Source organism: Cohaesibacter haloalkalitolerans, assembly GCF_003574655.1.
Taxonomy (GTDB): Bacteria; Pseudomonadota; Alphaproteobacteria; order Rhizobiales; family Cohaesibacteraceae; genus Cohaesibacter; species Cohaesibacter haloalkalitolerans.
Genome location: NZ_QNUM01000003.1, coordinates 259,635 through 279,594, shown reverse-complemented (window position 1 = coordinate 279,594; position 19,960 = coordinate 259,635). Strand labels below are relative to the sequence as shown.

The window sequence follows — 19,960 nt, the reverse complement described above, 5'->3', positions numbered from 1 at the left end:
TGGCCGTGATGCTCGAGGACGAAGACCGGATTTTTACCAACATCTATGGCATCCATGACTGGGGCCTTGAAGGGGCGCTGAAGCGCGGCTCATGGGATGGCACCCGCGGGTTGTTATTGAAGGGTCGCGACTGGATCATCAACGAGATGAAAGCGTCCGGTCTGCGTGGACGCGGCGGAGCAGGCTTTCCGACCGGGCTCAAATGGTCCTTCATGCCACCCAAGCAGGAAGGGCGGCCGCATTATCTGGTCGTCAACGCCGATGAATCCGAGCCGGGCACCTGCAAGGACCGCGAGATCCTGCGCAATGATCCGCACCATCTGGTCGAGGGCTGTCTGATCGCAGGTTTTGCGATGAATGCGGAAGCGGCGTTCATCTATGTGCGCGGCGAGTTCATGCGCGAGCGCGAGCGGTTGCAGGCCGCTGTCGATCAGGCCTATGAGAAGCGTCTCATCGGCAAGAACAACATTCACGGCTACGACTTCGACATTATCGTGCATCATGGTGCCGGGGCCTATATCTGCGGCGAGGAAACGGCGCTGCTGGAATCGCTCGAAGGCAAGAAGGGCCAGCCGCGCCTCAAGCCGCCATTTCCGGCCAACTGTGGCCTTTATGGTTGCCCGACAACGGTCAACAATGTCGAATCCATTGCTGTTGCACCGACAATCCTGCGGCGCGGGGCCAACTGGTTTAAGGGCTTCGGCGCCGAGAATAACCACGGCACCAAACTGTTCTGCGTGTCCGGTCATGTCAACCAGCCAGCGACCTTCGAGGAAGCCATGTCGATCCCCTTCAAGGAGCTGATCGACAAGCATTGCGGCGGTATTCGTGGCGGCTGGGATAATCTTCTGGCGGTCATTCCGGGCGGTTCGTCCGTACCGTGCGTCCCGGCAGACCAGATTTTGGACTGTCCGATGGATTTCGACAGCCTCAGGGGGCTTGGGTCGGGGCTTGGCACGGCTGCGGTGATCGTCATGGACAAGTCGACCGATATCATCGCCGCGATTGCCCGGCTTTCCTATTTCTACAAGCACGAAAGCTGTGGCCAGTGCACGCCATGCCGCGAGGGTACGGGCTGGATGTGGCGCGTGATGGAGCGGATGGCGCGGGGCGAGGCGCAGAAGAAGGAAATCGACATGCTGTTCGAGGTCTCCAAGCAGGTGGAAGGTCATACGATCTGCGCCCTTGGTGATGCCGCAGCCTGGCCGGTGCAGGGGCTTATCCGGCATTTCCGCCCGGTGATTGAACAGAGAATTGATCAGTATACGGCCAATCCGAAAGAGGATGCGGCCCCGCTGGCAGCGGCCGAATAGGCCAAGGACTTTAACGCAACGGAGACACGTTCGATGGCAAAGCTGGTCGTTGACGGAATAGAAGTGGATGTCCCGAAGGAATATAGCCTGCTGCAAGCCGCAGAAGAGGCCGGGGCCGAGATTCCGCGTTTTTGCTATCACGAGCGTCTGTCGATTGCGGGCAACTGCCGCATGTGTCTTGTCGAGGTGAAGGGCGGACCACCCAAGCCAACGGCATCCTGCGCGATGCGTGTGGGCGATCTGCGCCCCGGTCGCGACGGTGAACCGCCGGAGATCTTTACCAAGTCGCCGATGGTCAAGAAGGCGCGGGAAGGAGTGATGGAGTTTCTGCTCATCAACCATCCACTTGACTGTCCGATCTGCGATCAGGGCGGTGAATGCGACCTGCAGGATCAGGCGATGGCCTTCGGCAAGGGCGGTTCGCGCTTCCACGAGAACAAGCGGGCGGTCGAGAACAAGTATATCGGGCCGCTGGTGAAAACCACCATGACCCGCTGCATCCATTGCACCCGCTGTGTGCGCTTCACCACCGAGGTGTGCGGCATTCAGGAGCTGGGCCTTGTGGGGCGCGGCGAAGACGCTGAAATCACCACTTATCTGGAGGCGGCGCTGACATCCGAGCTGCAGGGCAACGTGATTGACCTGTGCCCGGTTGGTGCCCTGACTTCCAAGCCCTATGCGTTCACGGCGCGGCCATGGGAGCTGACCAAGACCGAGACCATTGACGTGATGGATGCGGTTGGCAGCAGCATTCGCGTTGATACCCGTGGTCGGGAAGTGATGCGCATTCAGCCGCGTGTCAATGATGCGGTCAATGAGGAATGGATTTCCGACAAGACCCGTTTCATCTGGGATGGTCTGAGAGCGCAGCGGCTGGACAAGCCCTATGTCCGCAAGGACGGCAAGTTGACACCTGCCAGCTGGGACGTTGCGTTCCGTGCCATTGCCGAAAAGCTCAGAGGGCTTGATGGCGACCGGATCGGAGCCATTGCCGGGTCCATGGCGAGTGTTGAAGAACTCTATGCGCTCAAGGGTCTGATGACTTCGCTCGGTTCGGGTAACATGGATGCCCGTCAGGATGGCTCGGTGCTGACATCGGCCATGGGGCGGGCCGCCTATCTGTTCAACGCCACCATCGAGGGCATTGAAGAGGCGGACGCCATTCTGATCGTCGGCTCCAATCCTCGCATGGAAGCGGCTGTGCTCAATGCCCGCATCCGCAAGACGTGGCTGGCTGGCGGCACCAGGATTGCCGTCATCGGCGAACAGGCTGATCTCAAATATGGCTATGACTATCTGGGCGCTGGTGCCGATGTGCTGGCCAGACTTGCCGAGGGCGAGAGTGCATTCTCTGATGTGCTCAGCAAGGCCGAACGTCCGCTGATCCTTGTCGGGCAGGGCGCGATCAACCATGAGGACGGTGCCGCGGTTCTTGCGCAGGCAGCGAAACTGGCCATGGCCTGCGGTGCTGTTTCCAGCGACTGGAACGGCTTTTCCGTGTTGCACACCGATGCAAGCGCCGTGGGTGCTCTGGAGATCGGTTTCGAACCGCAGGCCGGTGGCAAGGACATTGCCGCGATGCAGGCCGGGGGCGTCGATGCGCTGTTCCTGCTGGGGGCAGACGAGCTGGCCTTTGACAGCTTCGGGTCGACCTTCAAGATCTATATCGGTTCGCATGGGGATGCCGGCGCCCATGCGGCGGATGTGATTCTGCCTGCTGCGACCTATACCGAAAAATCCGGGCTCTATATCAACACCGAAGGGCGCGTTCAGTTGTCGGTCCGGGCCAATTTTGCTCCGGGCGACGCCAAGGAAGACTGGGCGATCCTCAGGGCACTGTCAGCCGTTCTTGGCAAGACGTTGCCGTTTGACAGCCTCGCTGAGCTGCGGGCACGGCTTTATGCCGACTATCCAGCCCTTGGGGCGCTGGATGAGTGCCTGAGAGGCGACGGAGCTACCATTGAGGCGCTCGCCAAGGAGGCCAAACCGGTCAAGGGGCAGGCGCTGGTGTCGCCGGTTTCGGACTATTACCTGACCAACCCCATTGCGCGGGCTTCGGCTGTCATGGCCGAATGCAGCGCTTTGGCCAAGGGCCACAAGGCGGAAGCTGCGGAGTGAGAGGACTGCTAGATGAATGAGTTTGTCACAAACTGGCTGATTCCCGGCGCCATCATGGTGGGGCAATCCCTCTTGCTGCTGGTCGTTCTTCTGGTGGTGATCGCCTATGTGCTGCTTGCCGACCGCAAGATCTGGGCTGCGGTGCAGATGCGGCGCGGGCCAAACGTGGTCGGGCCATTCGGGTTGTTCCAGTCCTTTGCCGATCTTCTGAAGTTCATTCTCAAGGAACCGGTCATTCCTTCGAGCTCCAACAAGGTGATCTTCCTTTTGGGGCCGCTGGTTACTGTGACCGTGGCGCTGGCCGCCTGGGCCGTGGTGCCGGTGGCTGACGGCTGGGTGATTTCCAATATCAACGTCGGCATTCTCTATCTGCTGGCGGTGTCGTCGCTCGGCGTCTATGGCATCATCATGGGGGGCTGGGCCTCCAACTCGAAATATCCGCTGCTTTCAGCGCTGCGTTCTGCGGCGCAGATGGTGTCCTACGAGGTTTCCATCGGCTTTGTCATCGTGACGGTGCTGTTGTGCGTCGGCTCGCTCAATCTCAGCGATATCGTGCACGCTCAGGAAACCGGCCTTGCAACCAAGCTCGGCATGCCGTCGATGAGCTTCCTCAACTGGTACTGGCTGCCGTTGTTCCCGATGTTCGTCGTCTTTTTCATTTCGGCGCTGGCCGAGACCAACCGCCCACCATTCGATCTGGCCGAGGCGGAGTCCGAGCTGGTGGCCGGTTTCATGGTCGAATATGGCTCGACGCCTTACATGATGTATATGCTGGGCGAATATGTCTCGATCGCTCTGATGTGTTCGATGACCACCATCCTGTTCATGGGCGGCTGGCTGCCGCCGCTGGATGTGGTGCCGTTCACATGGCTGCCGGGCGTTGTCTGGTTCATTCTCAAGGCCGGTCTGGTGTTCTTCATGTTCGCCATGGTGAAGGCCTTCGTTCCCCGCTATCGCTACGATCAGCTGATGCGTCTTGGCTGGAAGGTGTTCCTGCCGTTGTCGCTGTTTTATGTGGTGCTGGTGGCCGGGGTTCTGCAATTTGCCGGTTGGGCACCGTGAGGGACCGTGATGTTTGATCTTTCGCTTCCCGGCATGGTCGGGGCCCTGATTGGCGGGGTGGTCGGCTGGGCTGACTACAAGATGATTGGCGGCCTTGTCGGGGCCAAATGGATGAAGGCTCGCTCGGACAAGGGGTTGGCGCGGCATCCGGATACGAAGAAATTCGGTGACTGGATACAGTTCGGAATCTGGTGTGGTACCCAGCTTCTGTTTCCGTTCATCGGCTATTGGGCTGGTGCCTCGCTTGCGGGCTAGGCTCGCGCTGGAGAGTTGAATGATTGATACACCCTGGATGGCAGGCAGTCTTGGCGCCCTTCTCGGGCTCCTTATAGCGGTATTTGCCAACATCGTGGTGTTGCCTGCGGTTTTGCGGGCGCAGGAGAACGGGTTTTTGCTCGGACGGGAAACTGCTCCCGGCTCGATGAGCAAGGAGACCATGGCCCGGTTGACGCGGTTTTTCTATCGCGTTCCGATGCCGGTCCTGTTCGCGTTTGTTGGTTGGTTTGCCGGTTTGACGGCATTTGGAGGGTAATTGATGGCACTGGCTCAGGCTGCAAAATCGCTGATGCTGAAGGAGTTCGTTTCGGCCTTCACGCTGTCGATGCGCTATTTCTTCTCGCCCAAGTCGACGGTCAACTATCCGTTCGAAAAGGGGCCACAGTCGCCGCGATTCCGGGGCGAGCATGCGTTGCGCCGCTATCCCAACGGGGAAGAGCGCTGCATTGCCTGCAAGCTGTGCGAGGCCATTTGCCCGGCGCAGGCGATCACCATCGAGGCCGGTCCGCGCGGCAATGACGGCAGCCGCCGCACGACGCGCTATGACATCGACATGACCAAATGCATCTATTGCGGCTATTGCCAGGAGGCCTGCCCGGTGGAAGCGATTGTCGAGGGTCCGAATTTCGAATTTGCGACGGAAACCCGCGAAGAGCTGTTCTACGACAAGCAGAAGCTGCTTGAGAACGGGGAACGGTGGGAACAGGAACTGGCACGGAATATCGCACTGGACGCGCCTTATCGCTAAGGCCGCCACAAAGAGATTTCAAGGAGAATTGCCTCCCGCAAGGGACGCAGGAAAGCAAAAGACATGATCCTTCAGAGCGTCTTCTTCTATTTGTTCTCGGCGGTGCTGCTGATCTCGGCACTGATGGTCATCGGTGCGCGCAATCCTGTTCATTCGGTGCTGTTCCTCATCCTGGCCTTCTTTAATGCCGCAGCCCTGTTCGTGCTGCTCGGGGCCGAGTTTCTGGCCATGTTGCTGGTGGTTGTCTATGTCGGGGCAGTTGCAGTGCTGTTCCTGTTCATCGTGATGATGCTGGATGTCGACTTTGTCGAGATGCGCGCCGGCTTCCTTCAGTATATGCCGATCGGACTGGTGGTGGGTGTTGTGCTGCTGGCCGAGCTTCTGGTGGCTTTTGGTGGCTGGGCTGTCAGTCCGGATCTTGCCGCGAACCTTGGTGAACCCATGCCGGATATCGCGCAGGTCTCCAACATCGAGGCCATAGGCTCGCTGCTCTACACCAAATATATTTTCTACTTCCAGACCGCCGCGCTGATCCTGTTCGTGGCGATGGTCGGGGCGATCGTTTTGACGCTGCATCACCGTACCGATGTCAAACGGCAGAAGATCGAGCGTCAGGTCGCGCGCACCGTTGAGAATTCAATCGAGATTGTTGAGGTGGAAACGGGCTCCGGCATTTAGCCGCCGCGCTTCCGCCAGCAGTTTCCAGTAGGGCCCGCAGAGAAGCGGGCGCACCAAGAAGGGACAGACAGAGAGATGGAAATCGGGCTTAGCCATTATCTGACCGTTGCAGCGATCCTGTTCGTGATCGGCATGTTCGGCATTTTCATCAACCGCAAGAATGTCATCGTCATTCTGATGTCGGTCGAATTGATCCTCTTGGCGGTGAATATCAATTTTGTGGCCTTTTCTTCCTTTTTGGGGGATCTGGGCGGGCAGATATTCGGTCTGCTCGTGCTGACGGTTGCTGCCGCCGAGGCGGCAATTGGGCTGGCCATTCTTGTCGTGTTCTATCGCAATCGCGGCTCCATCGCGGTTGAAGATGTCAATATGATGAAAGGCTGAGAGATCACATGTATTCGGCCATTCTCTTTCTGCCGCTCATCGGCTTTCTGATCGCCGGTTTCTTTGGCCGCACGTTGGGGCATAAGGCATCGGAAATCATCACCAGCACGCTGCTGGTCATTGCAGCCCTCCTGTCGTGGATCGCCTTCCTGTCGGTTGGCATCGGGCATGGCTCGCCGCAGACGGTCAATATCCTGACGTGGATCAGCTCTGGCGATCTGCAGATCGACTGGGCCATCCGTGTCGACACGCTGACGGTGGTGATGCTGGTCGTGGTCAACACGATCTCGGCGCTGGTGCATATCTATTCGATCGGCTACATGCATGCCGACCCCAATCGCGCCCGGTTCTTTGCCTATCTGTCGCTGTTTACCTTTGCGATGCTGTCGTTGGTCACGGCCGACAATCTGTTGCAGATGTTCTTCGGATGGGAAGGCGTTGGTCTGGCGTCCTATCTGCTGATCGGCTTCTGGTATCAGAAACCCTCGGCCAATGCCGCTGCCATGAAGGCGTTCATCGTCAACCGCGTCGGCGACTTCGGCTTCCTGCTTGGCCTTTGCGGCATCTATGTGCTGTTTGATAGCGTGAGCTTTGGCAACATTTTCGCCAATGCCGACGCGATGAAGGACACGACGATCCATTTCCTCGGGCAAGATCTCAATGCGATGACGACCATCTGCCTGCTGCTGTTCATGGGTGCCATGGGCAAGTCGGCGCAGTTCCTGTTGCACACCTGGTTGCCGGATGCCATGGAAGGGCCAACGCCGGTTTCAGCGCTCATTCATGCCGCAACCATGGTCACGGCCGGTGTCTTCATGGTGGCGCGCCTCTCGCCGTTGTTCGAGCTGTCTCCAACCGCGCTGGAAGTGGTGACCTTCATTGGTGCGACAACGGCCTTCTTCGCCGCGACCGTCGGGCTGGTTCAGAACGATATCAAGCGGGTGATCGCCTATTCGACCTGTTCGCAGCTGGGCTACATGTTCGTGGCGCTGGGTATCGGAGCCTATGGGGCTGCAGTGTTCCACCTCTTCACCCATGCCTTCTTCAAGGCGCTGTTGTTCCTTGGGGCCGGGTCGGTCATCCACGCGGTTTCCGATGAACAGGACATGCGCCGGATGGGTGGTCTGCGCAAGCATATCAAGCTGACCTATGCAATGATGCTGATCGGCACCTTCGCTCTGACCGGCGTTGGTATTCCGGGGACCATTCTGGGCTTTGCCGGGTTCAATTCCAAAGACGCAATCATCGAATCCGCCTTTGCCGCGACAAACAGCATGGCCAATTACGCCTTTGCCATGACGGTGATTGCTGCGCTGTTCACCAGCTTCTACAGCTGGCGCCTGATCTTCATGACCTTCCATGGCCGCGAGCGCATGAGCCCGGACGCCAAGGCTCATATTCATGAAAGCCCGGCGGTAATGATGGTGCCACTGATGGTTCTGGCGCTTGGAGCCATTGCTGCTGGCATGGTCTTCTCATCCTACTTCTACGGCCATGCCTATGACGAGTTCTGGAAAGGGGCGCTGTTCACCGGAGCTGAAAATGAAGTGATGCATGAGTCGCACGGCGTGCCGGTGATGGTCAAACTGGCGCCGTTCGGAATGATGGCTATCGGCTTCCTCGTTGCGGTGGTGTTCTACCTTCTCTCGCCCGTCATACCCAAGCGGCTGGCAGAGCGGCACAACTGGCTTTATCGCTTTCTGCTCAACAAGTGGTATTTTGATGAGCTCTACAGCTTCATCTTCATCCGCGGCGCCAAGGGGCTGGGCTCTCTTCTCTGGAAGAGAGGCGATGAGGGGATCATCGATCGCTTCGGGCCCAACGGGATTGCGGCGCGGGTCGTTGCCCTGACCAACCGGATCAACAAGCTGCAAACCGGCTATGTCTATCACTATGCCTTTGCCATGATGATCGGTGTGGCGATCCTGATTACCTATTCGATGCTGAGCGGGGGAACGCACTGATGAGCGATTGGCCACTCCTATCCACGGTCGTCTTCCTGCCCCTGGTTGGCGCGCTGATGATCCTTCTGGTCAAGGGCGATACCGCGATTGCCAGACGCAACATCACCAATGTCGCGCTCTGGACGACGGTCGTCACCTTCCTGATCTCGCTGTTGGTCCTCAGCCAGTTTGATGCTGACAACCCCGGCTTCCAGATGCAGGAGAAGGCTGACTGGCTCGGCGCTTCGATTTCCTATCGCATGGGGGTCGATGGCATCTCCATCCTGTTCGTCATCCTGACGACGGCCCTGATGCCCGCCGCCATCTACGCCAGCCGCAATTCCATCACCAAGCGGGTGAAGGAATACATGATTGCCTTCCTTGTGCTGGAAACGATGATGATCGGCGTGTTCTGCGCGCTCGATCTGGTGCTGTTCTATCTGTTCTTCGAGGCCGGTCTCATTCCGATGTTCCTGATCATCGGCATCTGGGGCGGACAGAACAGGGTCTATGCCAGTTTCAAGTTCTTCCTTTACACGCTTGCCGGTTCAGTGCTGATGTTGCTGGCGGTGATGGCGATGTATTGGGACGCCGGAACGACGGACATCGTGACCCTGCTTGCGCATCCGTTCTCGCAACAGATGCAGATCTGGCTGTGGCTGGCGTTCTTTGCCTCCTTCGCGGTCAAGATGCCGATGTGGCCGGTGCATACCTGGTTGCCGGATGCCCATGTGCAGGCGCCGACGGCAGGATCGGTCATTCTGGCCGCTATTCTGCTGAAAATGGGTGGCTATGGCTTTCTGCGCTTCTCGCTGCCGATGTTCCCGGTGGCGTCCGAGATGTTTGCACCGCTGGTCTACACCCTGTCGGTGATTGCCATCATCTATACCTCGCTGGTGGCTCTGGCCCAGCAGGACATCAAGAAGCTGATCGCCTATTCGTCGGTTGCCCATATGGGCTATGTGACCATGGGCATCTTTTCGATGACCCAACAGGGCGTGCAGGGCGGCATTTTCCAGATGATCTCGCACGGTATTGTCTCCGGGGCACTGTTCCTCTGCGTTGGCGTGGTCTATGACCGGATGCATACGCGCGAGATTTCCGCCTATGGCGGGCTGGTCAACCGGATGCCGGTGTTTGCAACGCTGTTCATGATTTTCACCATGGCCAACATCGGGTTGCCCGGTACCTCGGGGTTTGTCGGTGAATTCCTTACCATCATCGGGGTGTTCCAGGTCAATACATGGGTGGCGCTATTCGCTGCCACGGGTGTCATCCTGTCGGCCTCCTACGCGCTCTGGCTCTATCGCCGCATCATTTTCGGCAAGCTGGAGAAGGAAAGCCTCAAGGGTATCCTCGATATGGATGCGCGCGAGAAGCTCATTCTCGTGCCTCTTGCCGCGTTGACCATCCTGTTCGGTTTCTATCCGGCGCCAATCCAGTCGATCACGGCCGTTGCTGTCGAGAATCTGATCAACAATTATCAGGCAGCCCTGAGCGCTGCGGACAAGCTTGCGCTTCTTGCTCAATAGAGCAGGGTGCAGGCGAAACATGAAGTGAGTGAAAGATGACCACTGAGTTGGCTACGCTTCCGAATCTGATGCCCGCATTGCCCGAGATCCTTCTGGCGATTGGTGCGATGGGATTGTTGATGCTTGGCGCTTTTGGCGGATCAAAAACCTCGCAAGCGGTCAATGGCTTTGCTGTGGCGCTGCTGATCATCGCCGGTGCAATCATCCTTTTGGGGACGAGCAGCACGGTCACGACCTTCAACGATGCTTTCATTCAGGATCCGTTCGCCCGGTTGATGAAGGTGCTGGTGATCATCGGGTCCGGCTTTTCTCTCGCCATGTCTGTGGGCTATGCGCAGGTCGAGAAGTTTGATCGCTTCGAATATCCGGTGTTGGTGCTGCTGGCGACCATCGGCATGATGCTGATGCTGTCCGCCAATGATCTGATCGCGGTCTATCTGGGGCTGGAGCTGCAGTCGCTGACGCTTTATGTGCTGTCGTCCTTCAAGCGCGACAGCGTCAAGGCGACGGAGGCAGGGCTGAAATATTTCGTGCTCGGTGCGTTGTCCTCGGGCATGCTGCTTTATGGCATGAGCCTCGTCTACGGCTTTACCGGTCAGACCTCCTTTGTTGGCATCGCGGATACCGTGCATATGGAAGGGGTCGGGATCGGCATCACCTTCGGTCTGGTGTTCATTCTCGCCGGTCTCACCTTCAAGATTTCCGCTGTGCCGTTCCACATGTGGACGCCGGATGTCTATGAGGGTGCGCCGACGCCGGTGACGGCTTTCCTTGCGGCGGCTCCCAAGGTCGCGGCGATGGGGCTCATCGTGCGTGCCGTGATGACGGCATTTGACCCGATGGACCTGCAATGGCAGCAGGTGATCACCTTTGTTTCCATCCTGTCGATGGTGCTCGGCGCCTTTGCCGCCATCGGTCAGCGCAATATCAAGCGACTGATGGCCTATTCCTCCATCAGCCACATGGGCTATGCGCTTGTTGGTCTGGCCGCTGGCAACTCGGCCGGGGTCGTCGGGGTGATCATCTATCTCATCACCTATCTGGCCATGACGCTTGGCACCTTTGCCGCCATCATGTCGATGCGTCGGCGGGACGGAGCGGTCGAGCGGATTGATGATCTGGCCGGGCTGTCACGCAGCGATCTGCCGATGGCGGTTCTGCTCGGCATCCTGATGTTCTCGCTGGCTGGCGTGCCATGGATGGGGGGCTTCATTGGCAAGTGGTTTGTCTTCTCGGCTGCAATCGAGGCCGGGCTTTATCCGCTGGCCATCATCGGTGTACTGGCGTCGGTGGTCGGGGCCTATTACTATCTGCGCATCGTCAAGATCATGTTTTTCGATGAGCCAGCGCCAGCGTTCGAGCGTCCGTCAAGCGAGTTGCGCTTCGTGCTGGTGGTCAGCGGCCTGTTCATGGCGACCATGGTGTTCTATGTCGGCCCCATCCGTGCGGTCGCGGAAGCGGCGGCAAACAGCTTCTTTTGAGGCGCATTTCTTTTCGTTTCGGCGCAAAGAAATGTGGTTCTTTTGCAAGACAGTGACAGACTGTTGTGGTATGTAGTGGCTGCCCGGACAATGTCCGGGCTGTTTTTGTCTGGCCAAATATTGCTGTCAGGCGCACCATACCGAAGCATTCGGTTTTGCAAATCGAGCAACCGCATTGATCAGTTTACCCGATAAATATCGCCTCATTTCTTTTGATACGATCGACTCCACCAACAAGTTTGCTCTGGATGCCGCAAAGGGTGGCGAAGAGGGTGGGCTCTGGATCAAGGCCGGTCAGCAAACCCAGGGACGAGGACGGCGCGGACGCCATTGGAGTTCCGAGCCGGGCAATCTGGCAGCTACCCTGCTGCTGATCAATCCGGCTCCGCCCAGTCTGGTCGGTCAGCTGCCTTTGGTGACCGCAACGGCGGTGCATCGGGCGATCTGCGATCTCATTCCGGCCCATCTGCACGGTTCGGTGCGGATCAAATGGCCCAACGACCTGTTGTGGGGCGACCAGAAAGTCTGCGGCATTCTGCTGGAGAGCGCCTTTCTGGTGGATGGACGCATGGCGGTTGCCATCGGTATCGGCGTGAACTGTCAGACCCATCCGGCTGAGACAGATGGCCTTGCGGCTGCCGACATTGCCCAGAGCGGCTATGAGGTGGCGCCGGATGCCCTGTTGGAACGGCTGGCCTTTCATATGGACGACCGGCTTTCGGTCTGGAGCAACGGGGCGGATTTCGCCTCGATACGGGCCGACTGGCTCGCTTGCGCCAAGGGACTTGGCCAGCATGTGGTCGCCCGACTGCCAAATGAGGTGGTCGAAGGCACTTTCGAAATGCTGGACGAGAGCGGCGCCCTGATTTTACGTCTGGCGGACGGTCAGACACGGATTATCTATGCGGGCGATGTCTTCTTGCCCGGAATGCATGGTGAAATGCAAAAATGATGGCGCGAACAAGCGCCACTGAGAGAGAGTATGATATCTTCTGAACTGGTCTTTATGCCGCTCGGCGGCGTAGGGGAAATCGGAATGAACATGGCCCTTTACGGAATAGGGCCAGAGGGCGACAAGCGCTGGCTTGTGGTCGATTTTGGTGTGGCATTTGCCAATGAAGCGCATCCCGGCGCCGATCTTATCTTTGCGGATATCCGCTTTCTTGAGCAGGAGAGGGACCGCATCGACGGGATCGTGATCACCCATGGTCATGAGGATCATTTCGGCGCGCTGTTTTCGCTCTGGCCGCGCCTTGCTGCCCCCATCTATGCAACGGGCTTTCTGGCCGATCTGGTCGAGGCCAAGGCTGAATCCGAGCCGGATTGCGGCGATATTCCGGTCAACCGGGTCGCGCAGGGCAGCCGGGTTCAGATCGGGCCGTTCAATGTCGAGTTTGTGCCGGTCTCCCATTCGATTCCGGAAGCCAATGCGTTGGCCATCCGCACAGAGCACGGGCTGGTGGTCCACTCCGGTGACTGGAAGCTGGATGCCACTCCCGGCGTCGGCAAGGGAACAGACATTGCCCGGCTGATCGAGCTTGGTGACGAGGGTGTGCTGGCGCTGATGTGCGATTCGACCAATGCCCTTTCCGAAGGATCATCGATTTCGGAAACGGAAGTGGAAGCAGAACTGACCCATCTCATTGCCAAGGCTCCGCATCGGGTGGCTGTTTCGACCTTTGCTTCCAACGTGTCCCGCGTTCAGGCAATTGCCAGAGCGGCCCGGGCCAATGATCGCCAGTGTGTGGTTGTCGGGCGGGCGCTGTGGCGCTTCATCGAAGTGGCGCAGGAGCAGGGCTATCTGCAGGATCTGCCGCCCTTCATCTCCGATGATGACTATGGCTATCTGCCGCGCGACAAGGTTGTCGCCATTCTCACCGGCTCACAGGGTGAAAAACGGGCGGCGCTTGCCCGCGTCGCGGCCAAGGAACACCCCACCGTGCAACTTTCCAAGGGCGATCAGGTGATCTTTTCTTCCAAGGCCATTCCGGGCAACGAACGCGCCATCAACGAGGTGATCAACAATCTTGCAGCGCAGGATATCGAGATCATCACCGACCGGGATGCCGCCGTGCATGTTTCCGGTCATCCGCGGCGTGGTGACATGCGCAAGCTCTATGAATGGCTCCGGCCCAGAATCGCGATTCCCGTTCATGGCGAGGAAATGCATCTGCGGGCACATGCCCGTCTGGCGCGGGAGATGGGCGTAAAGGAAATTTTGCACGTACGCAACGGCTGGATGGCTCGCCTGGCCGGTGGTACTGTCAAAGCCTGGGACGAATATTTCGGCGGTCGCCTCTACAAGGACGGATCGCTCGTTGGCACCTTCGAGGAAATGGGGATACAGGAACGGCGCAAGCTTTCCTACGTGGGGCATATTTCCGTGGCGATCACGATCAGCCGCAAGGGGGAAATCCTGGGCCATCCACAGATGGCTCTCGCCGGGATTCCAGAGAGAGATGCAAATGATCAGTTGTTTGTTGAAATCGTGGAAGCCGGGATTTTTGGTGCCCTGAAAGGGATGCCAGCCAAGAAACGCAAGGATGTCGAGGTGCTGCGCGAGGCTGTCAGGCGGTCTGTCCGCTCTGAAGTGAACCAAAAGTGGTCCAAAAAGCCAGTTGTCGCAGTCATGATCAACCTTGTATGACAGTGAGGAATGCGTTTCCGGTAAGACTAAAGACTTGTCGCGTCGGCAAGCCCTGACCGGTAAACAACACAGTGAAAAAAGGATGCATGGAAATGATTGGTCGTTTGAACCATGTGGCTATTGCCGTACCGAGTCTTGAAAAAGCCGTTGCCACCTATGGCGGCGTACTGGGTGCAGAATGCTCTGAGCCACAGGAAATTCCTGAACATGGCGTGAAGGTGGTCTTTGTTATACTGCCAAACACCAAAATCGAGCTGCTGGAGCCTCTCGGGGAAAATAGCCCGCTTGCAAAGTTCGTTGAAAAGAACACCGTTGGCGGTATCCACCATGTTTGCTACGAAGTTGAAGATATCATCGCTGCCCGCGACAAGCTGAAAGCTGAAGGCGCTCGCGTTCTTGGCGACGGCGAACCGAAGATTGGCGCACACGGCAAACCGGTTATCTTCCTGCATCCGAAAGACTTCTGCGGTACTTTGACCGAGCTGGAACAGGTATAAGCCTTTCCTTCAACAAGGAAGACTTCATGAGTTTGGTTAGCGGCCTTGCCGTCTATTTCATCATCTGGTGGCTCTCGCTGTTCATTGTCCTGCCTTTCGGTGTTCGCACCCAGGCTGAGGTGAATGATCGGCGGCTCGGAACCACGGCCAGTGCTCCGGCAAAGGCGATGATGCTGCGCAAGGCCGTTGCCACGACCATTCTGGCGAGCGTGCTGTTTGGTCTCTTCTATTGGGCAATAGAAGTTCAGGGCCTTGGTCCTGATCTTCTGTCCCTTCTGCCCATGCCGGATAGCCTGAAGTAAGGTTCTCCGTTGTTTGTCTGGCGGACGTGCTCTGCAGGCAGCCCCTTTCCCTTGAAGCCCGACCCTGTTTGACGATCCTGTCATCACCTTCCTGTTGTTTACAGGATGGTGAATGCCTGTGGCTGGCACGGGCAGATGGCGTTGCAAGCCCTTTTTGGTCTTTGAGGGGGAGTGTGGGTCAGTGTGTCTGGACCTGTTGCGTTGCTGCAACACAGAGACCTGATCGATGCATTTTTGCTGGCTTTGGATAAAATGTCATGTCGCTGTCACTTGAAATCGCTATCCGTCGTCACGACATGAAGGGTGTCCGAGGGAAAAGGCAAAAAAAAACAAGGCCGAAGCCTTGTTTTTTAAGTGATCGCGTCGTGATCTCATAATTCAGCTTGCATTTGTGGTTTTGCTGATGCTGAACGGCTGCGGCTAAAAAGCGCGCCCGAGATATGTATCCTCCCAAGACATTACTGCGCGAAGTGAGATAACGGTGGTGAGCGTATCTCTTATCATTATGCAGGGACATTAATCCCAAACGCCCATTTTGTCATCACTATTTTTAAGCAATTGCGTATTTTTTCGCGTTTTTTGAGATCGAAAATCATCAGCAAAGCGAAATCGACTTTGTTATTCGTCTTTAGAATAAGTGAATGGTAATATTTACCTTCTCTGACCGCTCTGCCTGTGTAAAAAGTCGAACTCCAGGCTTCTTGTTCGATATTTGCTGTCTCAGAATCGATCTCGGTCTATAAAGACGTCGAGTGATATGCGGTCAGTTTTTGGGGCTTTTGTGGCTGCCGTTCAATTGATCCGCGCGAAATCCGTTTTGTTTTAATGAAAGAGCCAGATCCATGCGTCTTTCCCGTTATTTTCTGCCAATTCTCAAGGAAACCCCGAAAGAAGCAGAAATCGTATCCCATCGCTATATGCTTCGCGCTGGCATGATCCGCCAGCAACAGGCCGGTATCTACAGCTGGTTGCCGCTGGGGCTCAAAGTGTTGCGCAAGGTCGAGCAGATTGTTCGGGAAGAACAGGACCGCTCGGGCGCCATCGAACTGCTCATGCCGACCTTGCAGCCCGCCGAACTCTGGAAAGAGAGCGGCCGCTATGACGATTATGGCAAGGAAATGCTGCGAATCGTCGATCGCCACGAACGCGACATGCTGTTTGGCCCGACCAACGAAGAAATGATCACGGACATCTTCCGTACCTATGTGAAGTCCTACAAGGATCTGCCGCTCAACCTCTATCACATTCAGTGGAAGTTTCGTGACGAGATTCGTCCTCGCTTCGGTGTGATGCGCGGTCGCGAGTTCCTGATGAAGGACGCTTACAGCTTCGACATGGATGAAGCCCGGGCTCGCGAAGCCTACTACCGCATGTTCGTTGCCTATCTGCGCACCTTCAAGCGTCTCGGCATGACCGCCATTCCGATGAAGGCCGATACCGGCCCGATCGGGGGCAACCTCAGCCATGAATTCATCATTCTGGCGGATACCGGTGAGAGTGAGGTGTTCTGTCACAAGAACTATCTCACCAAGACCGTGCCCGGCGATGACGTGGACTTCGGCGGCGATCTTTCCGGCATTGTCGAGGACTGGACCCGTGAATATGCGGCAACAGAGGATATGCACGACGAGGCTGCCTTCAACGCTGTTCCTGAAGAAGACCGGATCGCAGCGCGCGGCATCGAAGTTGGTCACATCTTCTATTTCGGCACCAAGTATTCCGGCAAGATGAACGCCAACGTGATGGCTGCCGACGGCAAGGAATATCCGGTTCACATGGGCTCCTACGGTGTTGGTGTATCCCGTCTTCTGGGCGGTATCATTGAAGCCAGCCATGACGAAAACGGCATCATCTGGCCGAAGTCGGTTGCACCGTTCGATATCGGCCTCATCAACATGAAGGCCGACAACGCCGAAACCACGGCAGCCAGTGACGCTCTTTACGAGCGCCTTGGAAATGCCGGATTTGACGTCCTCTATGATGACCGCGCCGGTCAGGCTGGCGCGAAATTTGCCACGATGGATCTTATCGGGTTGCCGACGCAGATTATCGTCGGGCCGCGTGGCCTTGCGTCGAATGAGGTGGAAATCAAGGATCGCGCCACAGGGGCACGTGAAATGGTTTCCCTCGACGGGGTTGTAGATCGTATCATCGCCGGTAAATGATTCGATAAATCAAGAATGTGTCGCCTGCTGCGGAGTTCCGGGCGGGCGACCGTTCCGTCTGGAGAATTGAATGTCCGCGCCAAAGGTCCAATCGCCGTTTGCTCTGTTTGAATGGATGATGGCGTTCCGTTATTTGCGGTCCCGTAGACGGGATGCCTTCGTTTCCGTCATTTCCTGGCTTTCCTTTTTCGGAATCATGTTGGGCGTTGCAACGCTCATCATCGTCATGGCCGTGATGAATGGCTTCCGCTCCGAACTGCTGGACAAGATTCTCGGCATCAACGGCCATCTGGTCGTCCAGCCGATGGACAAGGAACTGACGGACTATGACGGCATCGTCAAACGCGTTGACGGTGTCAATGGCGTCAGCTTTGCCATTCCCTTTGTCGAAGGACAGATCCTTGCATCCGGAGCGGGCGGTTCGGTTGGTGCGCTTGTGCGTGGCATGTCGAAGGAAAGCATCGACAAGCTCAAGCTGGTTTCCAGCAATGTTCTTCAGGGCACATTCGAAGGCTTTGACGAATCCGAAGGGGTAGCACTTGGTTCCCGCCTTGCCCGTTCGCTCGGTGTGATCGCCGGGGATCGCGTCACGCTGATCTCGCCCAAAGGGGCGGTGACGCCGATGGGGGTCGCGCCACGTATCAAGTCCTATCCGGTCAAGGCGATCTTCGAGATCGGCATGAGCGAATATGACAGCACCTTCATCTTCATGCCGTTGTCGGCCGCACAGGCCTATTTCAATCAGGATGGCAAGGTTTCTGCCATCGAGGTCTATCTCGATGACCCGGACAGGGTGGGTGAATTGCGCCCGGCTGTCGAGGAGGCGATCGGTCAGCAGATCTTCATGACCGACTGGCGCTATCGAAATGTCACCTTCTTCTCTGCGCTTGAGGTCGAGCGCAACCTGATGTTCATCATCCTCACACTGATCATTCTGGTGGCGGCGCTGAACATCATTTCCGGTCTCATCATGCTGGTCAAGGACAAGGGCAGCGACATCGCCATTCTCCGGACCATGGGCGCAACCCGCGCTTCGATCATGCGGATTTTCATGATTACCGGGGCGGCCATCGGGTTTGTCGGCACCTTTGCCGGATTCTTTTTGGGGCTGGTGGTGTGTCTCAATATCGAGTCAATCCGACAGTTTGTTTCCTGGATTACGCGGACCGAGCTGTTTTCGCCTGAACTCTATTTCCTCTCCAAGCTTCCTGCGGACATGAATGCCTCAGAAACAATCTCCGTACTGGCGATTTCGCTGGTTCTGTCTTTCCTTGCCACGCTCTATCCTGCGTGGCGTGCAGCGCGTCTCGATCCGGTGGAGGCTCTTCGGTATGAATAAGAAAAGCTTTTTCTGGCCGATCCTGAGCGATGAAGAAAAGCGCAAGGCAGCGAGGGCCAAGGAACCGAAGGCCGCTCCGGCGCAAGTTGCCAGCGGTGGCGCATCGTCTGCCAGCTCCTATGAAGCATCCGGCAATTTTGTCGAGTTGACCTCGAGCATCCCCGTCATGCCAACTTCCTATCCGGCCAGCGACGACGGTACCGGAGTTGCTGCTGATGCGGCTGTGACGGAGTATCCGGCGTCATTCGGCTCCGGGGGAAGTGTTTCCGGCGCTGCGGACAAAGGTTCAGGATTTGGTGATACTGAACTTAACGAGCCGCTGCTGGTGCTCGACAATATTCACCGATCCTATGAACAGGCCGAGGAAGATCTGGTCGTTCTGAATGGTGCGAATCTGGTGGTTCGGGCCGGTGAAATGGTGGCGCTGGTTGCGCCATCCGGCGCGGGCAAGTCCACCTTGCTGCATATTGCCGGCCTGCTGGAGCGTCCGACTTCGGGGGAGGTCTATATCGCGCAGGTTGCGCAAAGTCAGGCTGTCGATCGGGCGCGCACGCTGATGCGCCGCAACGAGATCGGCTTTGTCTATCAGTTCCATCATCTGCTGGCGGAATTCTCGGCACTCGAAAATGTCATGCTGCCACAGCTCATTCGAGGTGAGAATCGCAAGGAAGCCGAGGTCCGGGCAAAGGAGCTGCTGGCTTACATGAAGATCGATCACCGTTCTGACCATCGGCCAAGCGAGCTTTCCGGTGGCGAGAAGCAGCGCGTTGCAATAGCTCGCGCCATGGCCAATGCGCCCCGTGTGCTATTGGCTGACGAGCCGACCGGCAACCTTGATCCGAATACCTCGGAATATGTTTTCAAGGCGCTCAATGCTCTGGTCAAGCAGTCCGGAATCGCTGCGCTGGTTGCCACTCACAATCTGTTTCTGGCAGAACGCATGGATCGCCAGATCACGCTGGTTGACGGCAAGATCGTCGATCTTTGAGAAGGCTTTTTCTCTGCCTGCCGTCTAGATTAGCTGGCGGGCCTTTCCTCTGCTCCTGATGCACTATTTTTCTGTGGCCCATGAAGCAGGCCTCAGACCTGCTTTCCTCCGTCTGTTCTCCCATGATTTCCTCCCGGTTGTTTGCTGCCCGGCTGTTGATGGCTGGTGGACAATGTTGGATATCCAGGAAAGTGCGAGGGAAATGGCGCTCCTTTTTGGGGATAGCCTGTGCACATCCTGAGGACAGGAGGCGCCTTGTGCACAGCTTGTCAAATTTAGCTGGCGCGTTGTGGCTCATTCCTTCTTCTTGGCCGCTCTGTTTGAAGGAGTGTGAATAAAAAGAGAACAAATCCCCCTAACTATTTGGAAAATTGTAATAAAATGCACTCTGCAGGTTTAAGATAATTCGCTTGCAATGAGAACAAAACAAATACATAATGAGTTTATAACGCGAACAAATTTGAGGTCTGGTTATGATTATTCGTGA

Annotated in this window: 18 protein-coding genes; all 18 read left to right on the top strand. The window is 57.1% G+C overall.

What is annotated here, in order from left to right:
* Positions 1–8: 8 nt before the first annotated feature.
* The 18 genes from nuoF (at position 9) to DSL70_RS08700 (ending at position 19,473) form a co-directional block, all read left to right on the top strand.
* Positions 9–1,313, top strand: coding sequence for an NADH-quinone oxidoreductase subunit NuoF (gene nuoF, locus DSL70_RS08785; protein WP_119307881.1), 1,305 nt, complete (start codon positions 9–11; stop codon positions 1,311–1,313).
* A 33-nt stretch (positions 1,314–1,346) separates the two neighbouring features.
* On the top strand, positions 1,347–3,431 hold the full coding sequence (nuoG, locus tag DSL70_RS08780; protein ID WP_119307544.1) for an NADH-quinone oxidoreductase subunit NuoG: 2,085 nt from the start codon (positions 1,347–1,349) through the stop codon (positions 3,429–3,431).
* A gap of 12 nt (positions 3,432–3,443) precedes the next feature.
* Positions 3,444–4,493, top strand: a complete 1,050-nt coding sequence (nuoH, locus tag DSL70_RS08775) for an NADH-quinone oxidoreductase subunit NuoH (RefSeq protein ID WP_119307543.1) — start codon at positions 3,444–3,446, stop codon at positions 4,491–4,493.
* Between the two features lie 9 nt (positions 4,494–4,502).
* Entirely contained in the window at positions 4,503–4,748 is a 246-nt protein-coding gene (locus DSL70_RS08770) for a hypothetical protein (protein WP_119307542.1), read from the top strand.
* 19 nt (positions 4,749–4,767) lie between these two features.
* Positions 4,768–5,025: a hypothetical protein gene (locus tag DSL70_RS08765; protein WP_119307541.1), complete on the top strand. Its 258-nt coding sequence runs from the start codon at positions 4,768–4,770 to the stop codon at positions 5,023–5,025.
* 3 nt (positions 5,026–5,028) lie between these two features.
* Positions 5,029–5,517 (top strand): NADH-quinone oxidoreductase subunit NuoI, encoded by a 489-nt coding sequence (nuoI, locus tag DSL70_RS08760; protein ID WP_119307540.1) that lies wholly within the window; start codon positions 5,029–5,031, stop codon positions 5,515–5,517.
* Between the two features lie 63 nt (positions 5,518–5,580).
* Complete coding sequence (locus tag DSL70_RS08755) at positions 5,581–6,195, top strand: NADH-quinone oxidoreductase subunit J (RefSeq protein ID WP_119307539.1); 615 nt, start codon at positions 5,581–5,583, stop codon at positions 6,193–6,195.
* 75 nt (positions 6,196–6,270) lie between these two features.
* The gene (gene nuoK, locus DSL70_RS08750) at positions 6,271–6,579 is read left to right on the top strand and encodes an NADH-quinone oxidoreductase subunit NuoK (RefSeq protein ID WP_119307538.1); all 309 of its coding nucleotides are present in this window, start codon (positions 6,271–6,273) and stop codon (positions 6,577–6,579) included.
* A gap of 8 nt (positions 6,580–6,587) precedes the next feature.
* A complete protein-coding gene (gene nuoL / locus DSL70_RS08745) occupies positions 6,588–8,543 on the top strand; it encodes an NADH-quinone oxidoreductase subunit L (protein ID WP_119307537.1) in 1,956 nt (651 codons plus the stop codon).
* Complete coding sequence (locus DSL70_RS08740; RefSeq protein WP_119307536.1) at positions 8,543–10,054, top strand: NADH-quinone oxidoreductase subunit M; 1,512 nt, start codon at positions 8,543–8,545, stop codon at positions 10,052–10,054. The genes nuoL and DSL70_RS08740 overlap by 1 nt, the downstream gene beginning before the upstream one ends.
* 35 nt (positions 10,055–10,089) lie before the next feature.
* On the top strand, positions 10,090–11,535 hold the full coding sequence (nuoN, locus tag DSL70_RS08735; RefSeq protein ID WP_119307535.1) for an NADH-quinone oxidoreductase subunit NuoN: 1,446 nt from the start codon (positions 10,090–10,092) through the stop codon (positions 11,533–11,535).
* 175 nt (positions 11,536–11,710) lie between these two features.
* Positions 11,711–12,487 carry a biotin--[acetyl-CoA-carboxylase] ligase gene (locus tag DSL70_RS08730; RefSeq protein ID WP_162916482.1) on the top strand — a complete coding sequence of 259 codons (777 nt, stop codon included), beginning with the start codon at positions 11,711–11,713 and terminating at the stop codon, positions 12,485–12,487.
* A gap of 30 nt (positions 12,488–12,517) precedes the next feature.
* Positions 12,518–14,182: a ribonuclease J gene (locus DSL70_RS08725; protein WP_119307533.1), complete on the top strand. Its 1,665-nt coding sequence runs from the start codon at positions 12,518–12,520 to the stop codon at positions 14,180–14,182.
* Between the two features lie 92 nt (positions 14,183–14,274).
* On the top strand, positions 14,275–14,679 hold the full coding sequence (gene mce, locus DSL70_RS08720) for a methylmalonyl-CoA epimerase (RefSeq protein WP_119307880.1): 405 nt from the start codon (positions 14,275–14,277) through the stop codon (positions 14,677–14,679).
* Positions 14,680–14,705: 26 nt separating this feature from the next.
* Positions 14,706–14,981 carry a DUF1467 family protein gene (locus DSL70_RS08715; RefSeq protein ID WP_119307532.1) on the top strand — a complete coding sequence of 92 codons (276 nt, stop codon included), beginning with the start codon at positions 14,706–14,708 and terminating at the stop codon, positions 14,979–14,981.
* Between the two features lie 842 nt (positions 14,982–15,823).
* A complete protein-coding gene (gene proS, locus DSL70_RS08710; protein WP_119307531.1) occupies positions 15,824–17,146 on the top strand; it encodes a proline--tRNA ligase in 1,323 nt (440 codons plus the stop codon).
* Between the two features lie 70 nt (positions 17,147–17,216).
* A complete protein-coding gene (locus DSL70_RS08705; RefSeq protein ID WP_205563205.1) occupies positions 17,217–18,485 on the top strand; it encodes a lipoprotein-releasing ABC transporter permease subunit in 1,269 nt (422 codons plus the stop codon).
* A gap of 319 nt (positions 18,486–18,804) precedes the next feature.
* Positions 18,805–19,473, top strand: a complete 669-nt coding sequence (locus DSL70_RS08700) for an ABC transporter ATP-binding protein (protein ID WP_245418167.1) — start codon at positions 18,805–18,807, stop codon at positions 19,471–19,473.
* Positions 19,474–19,960: the final 487 nt, after the last annotated feature.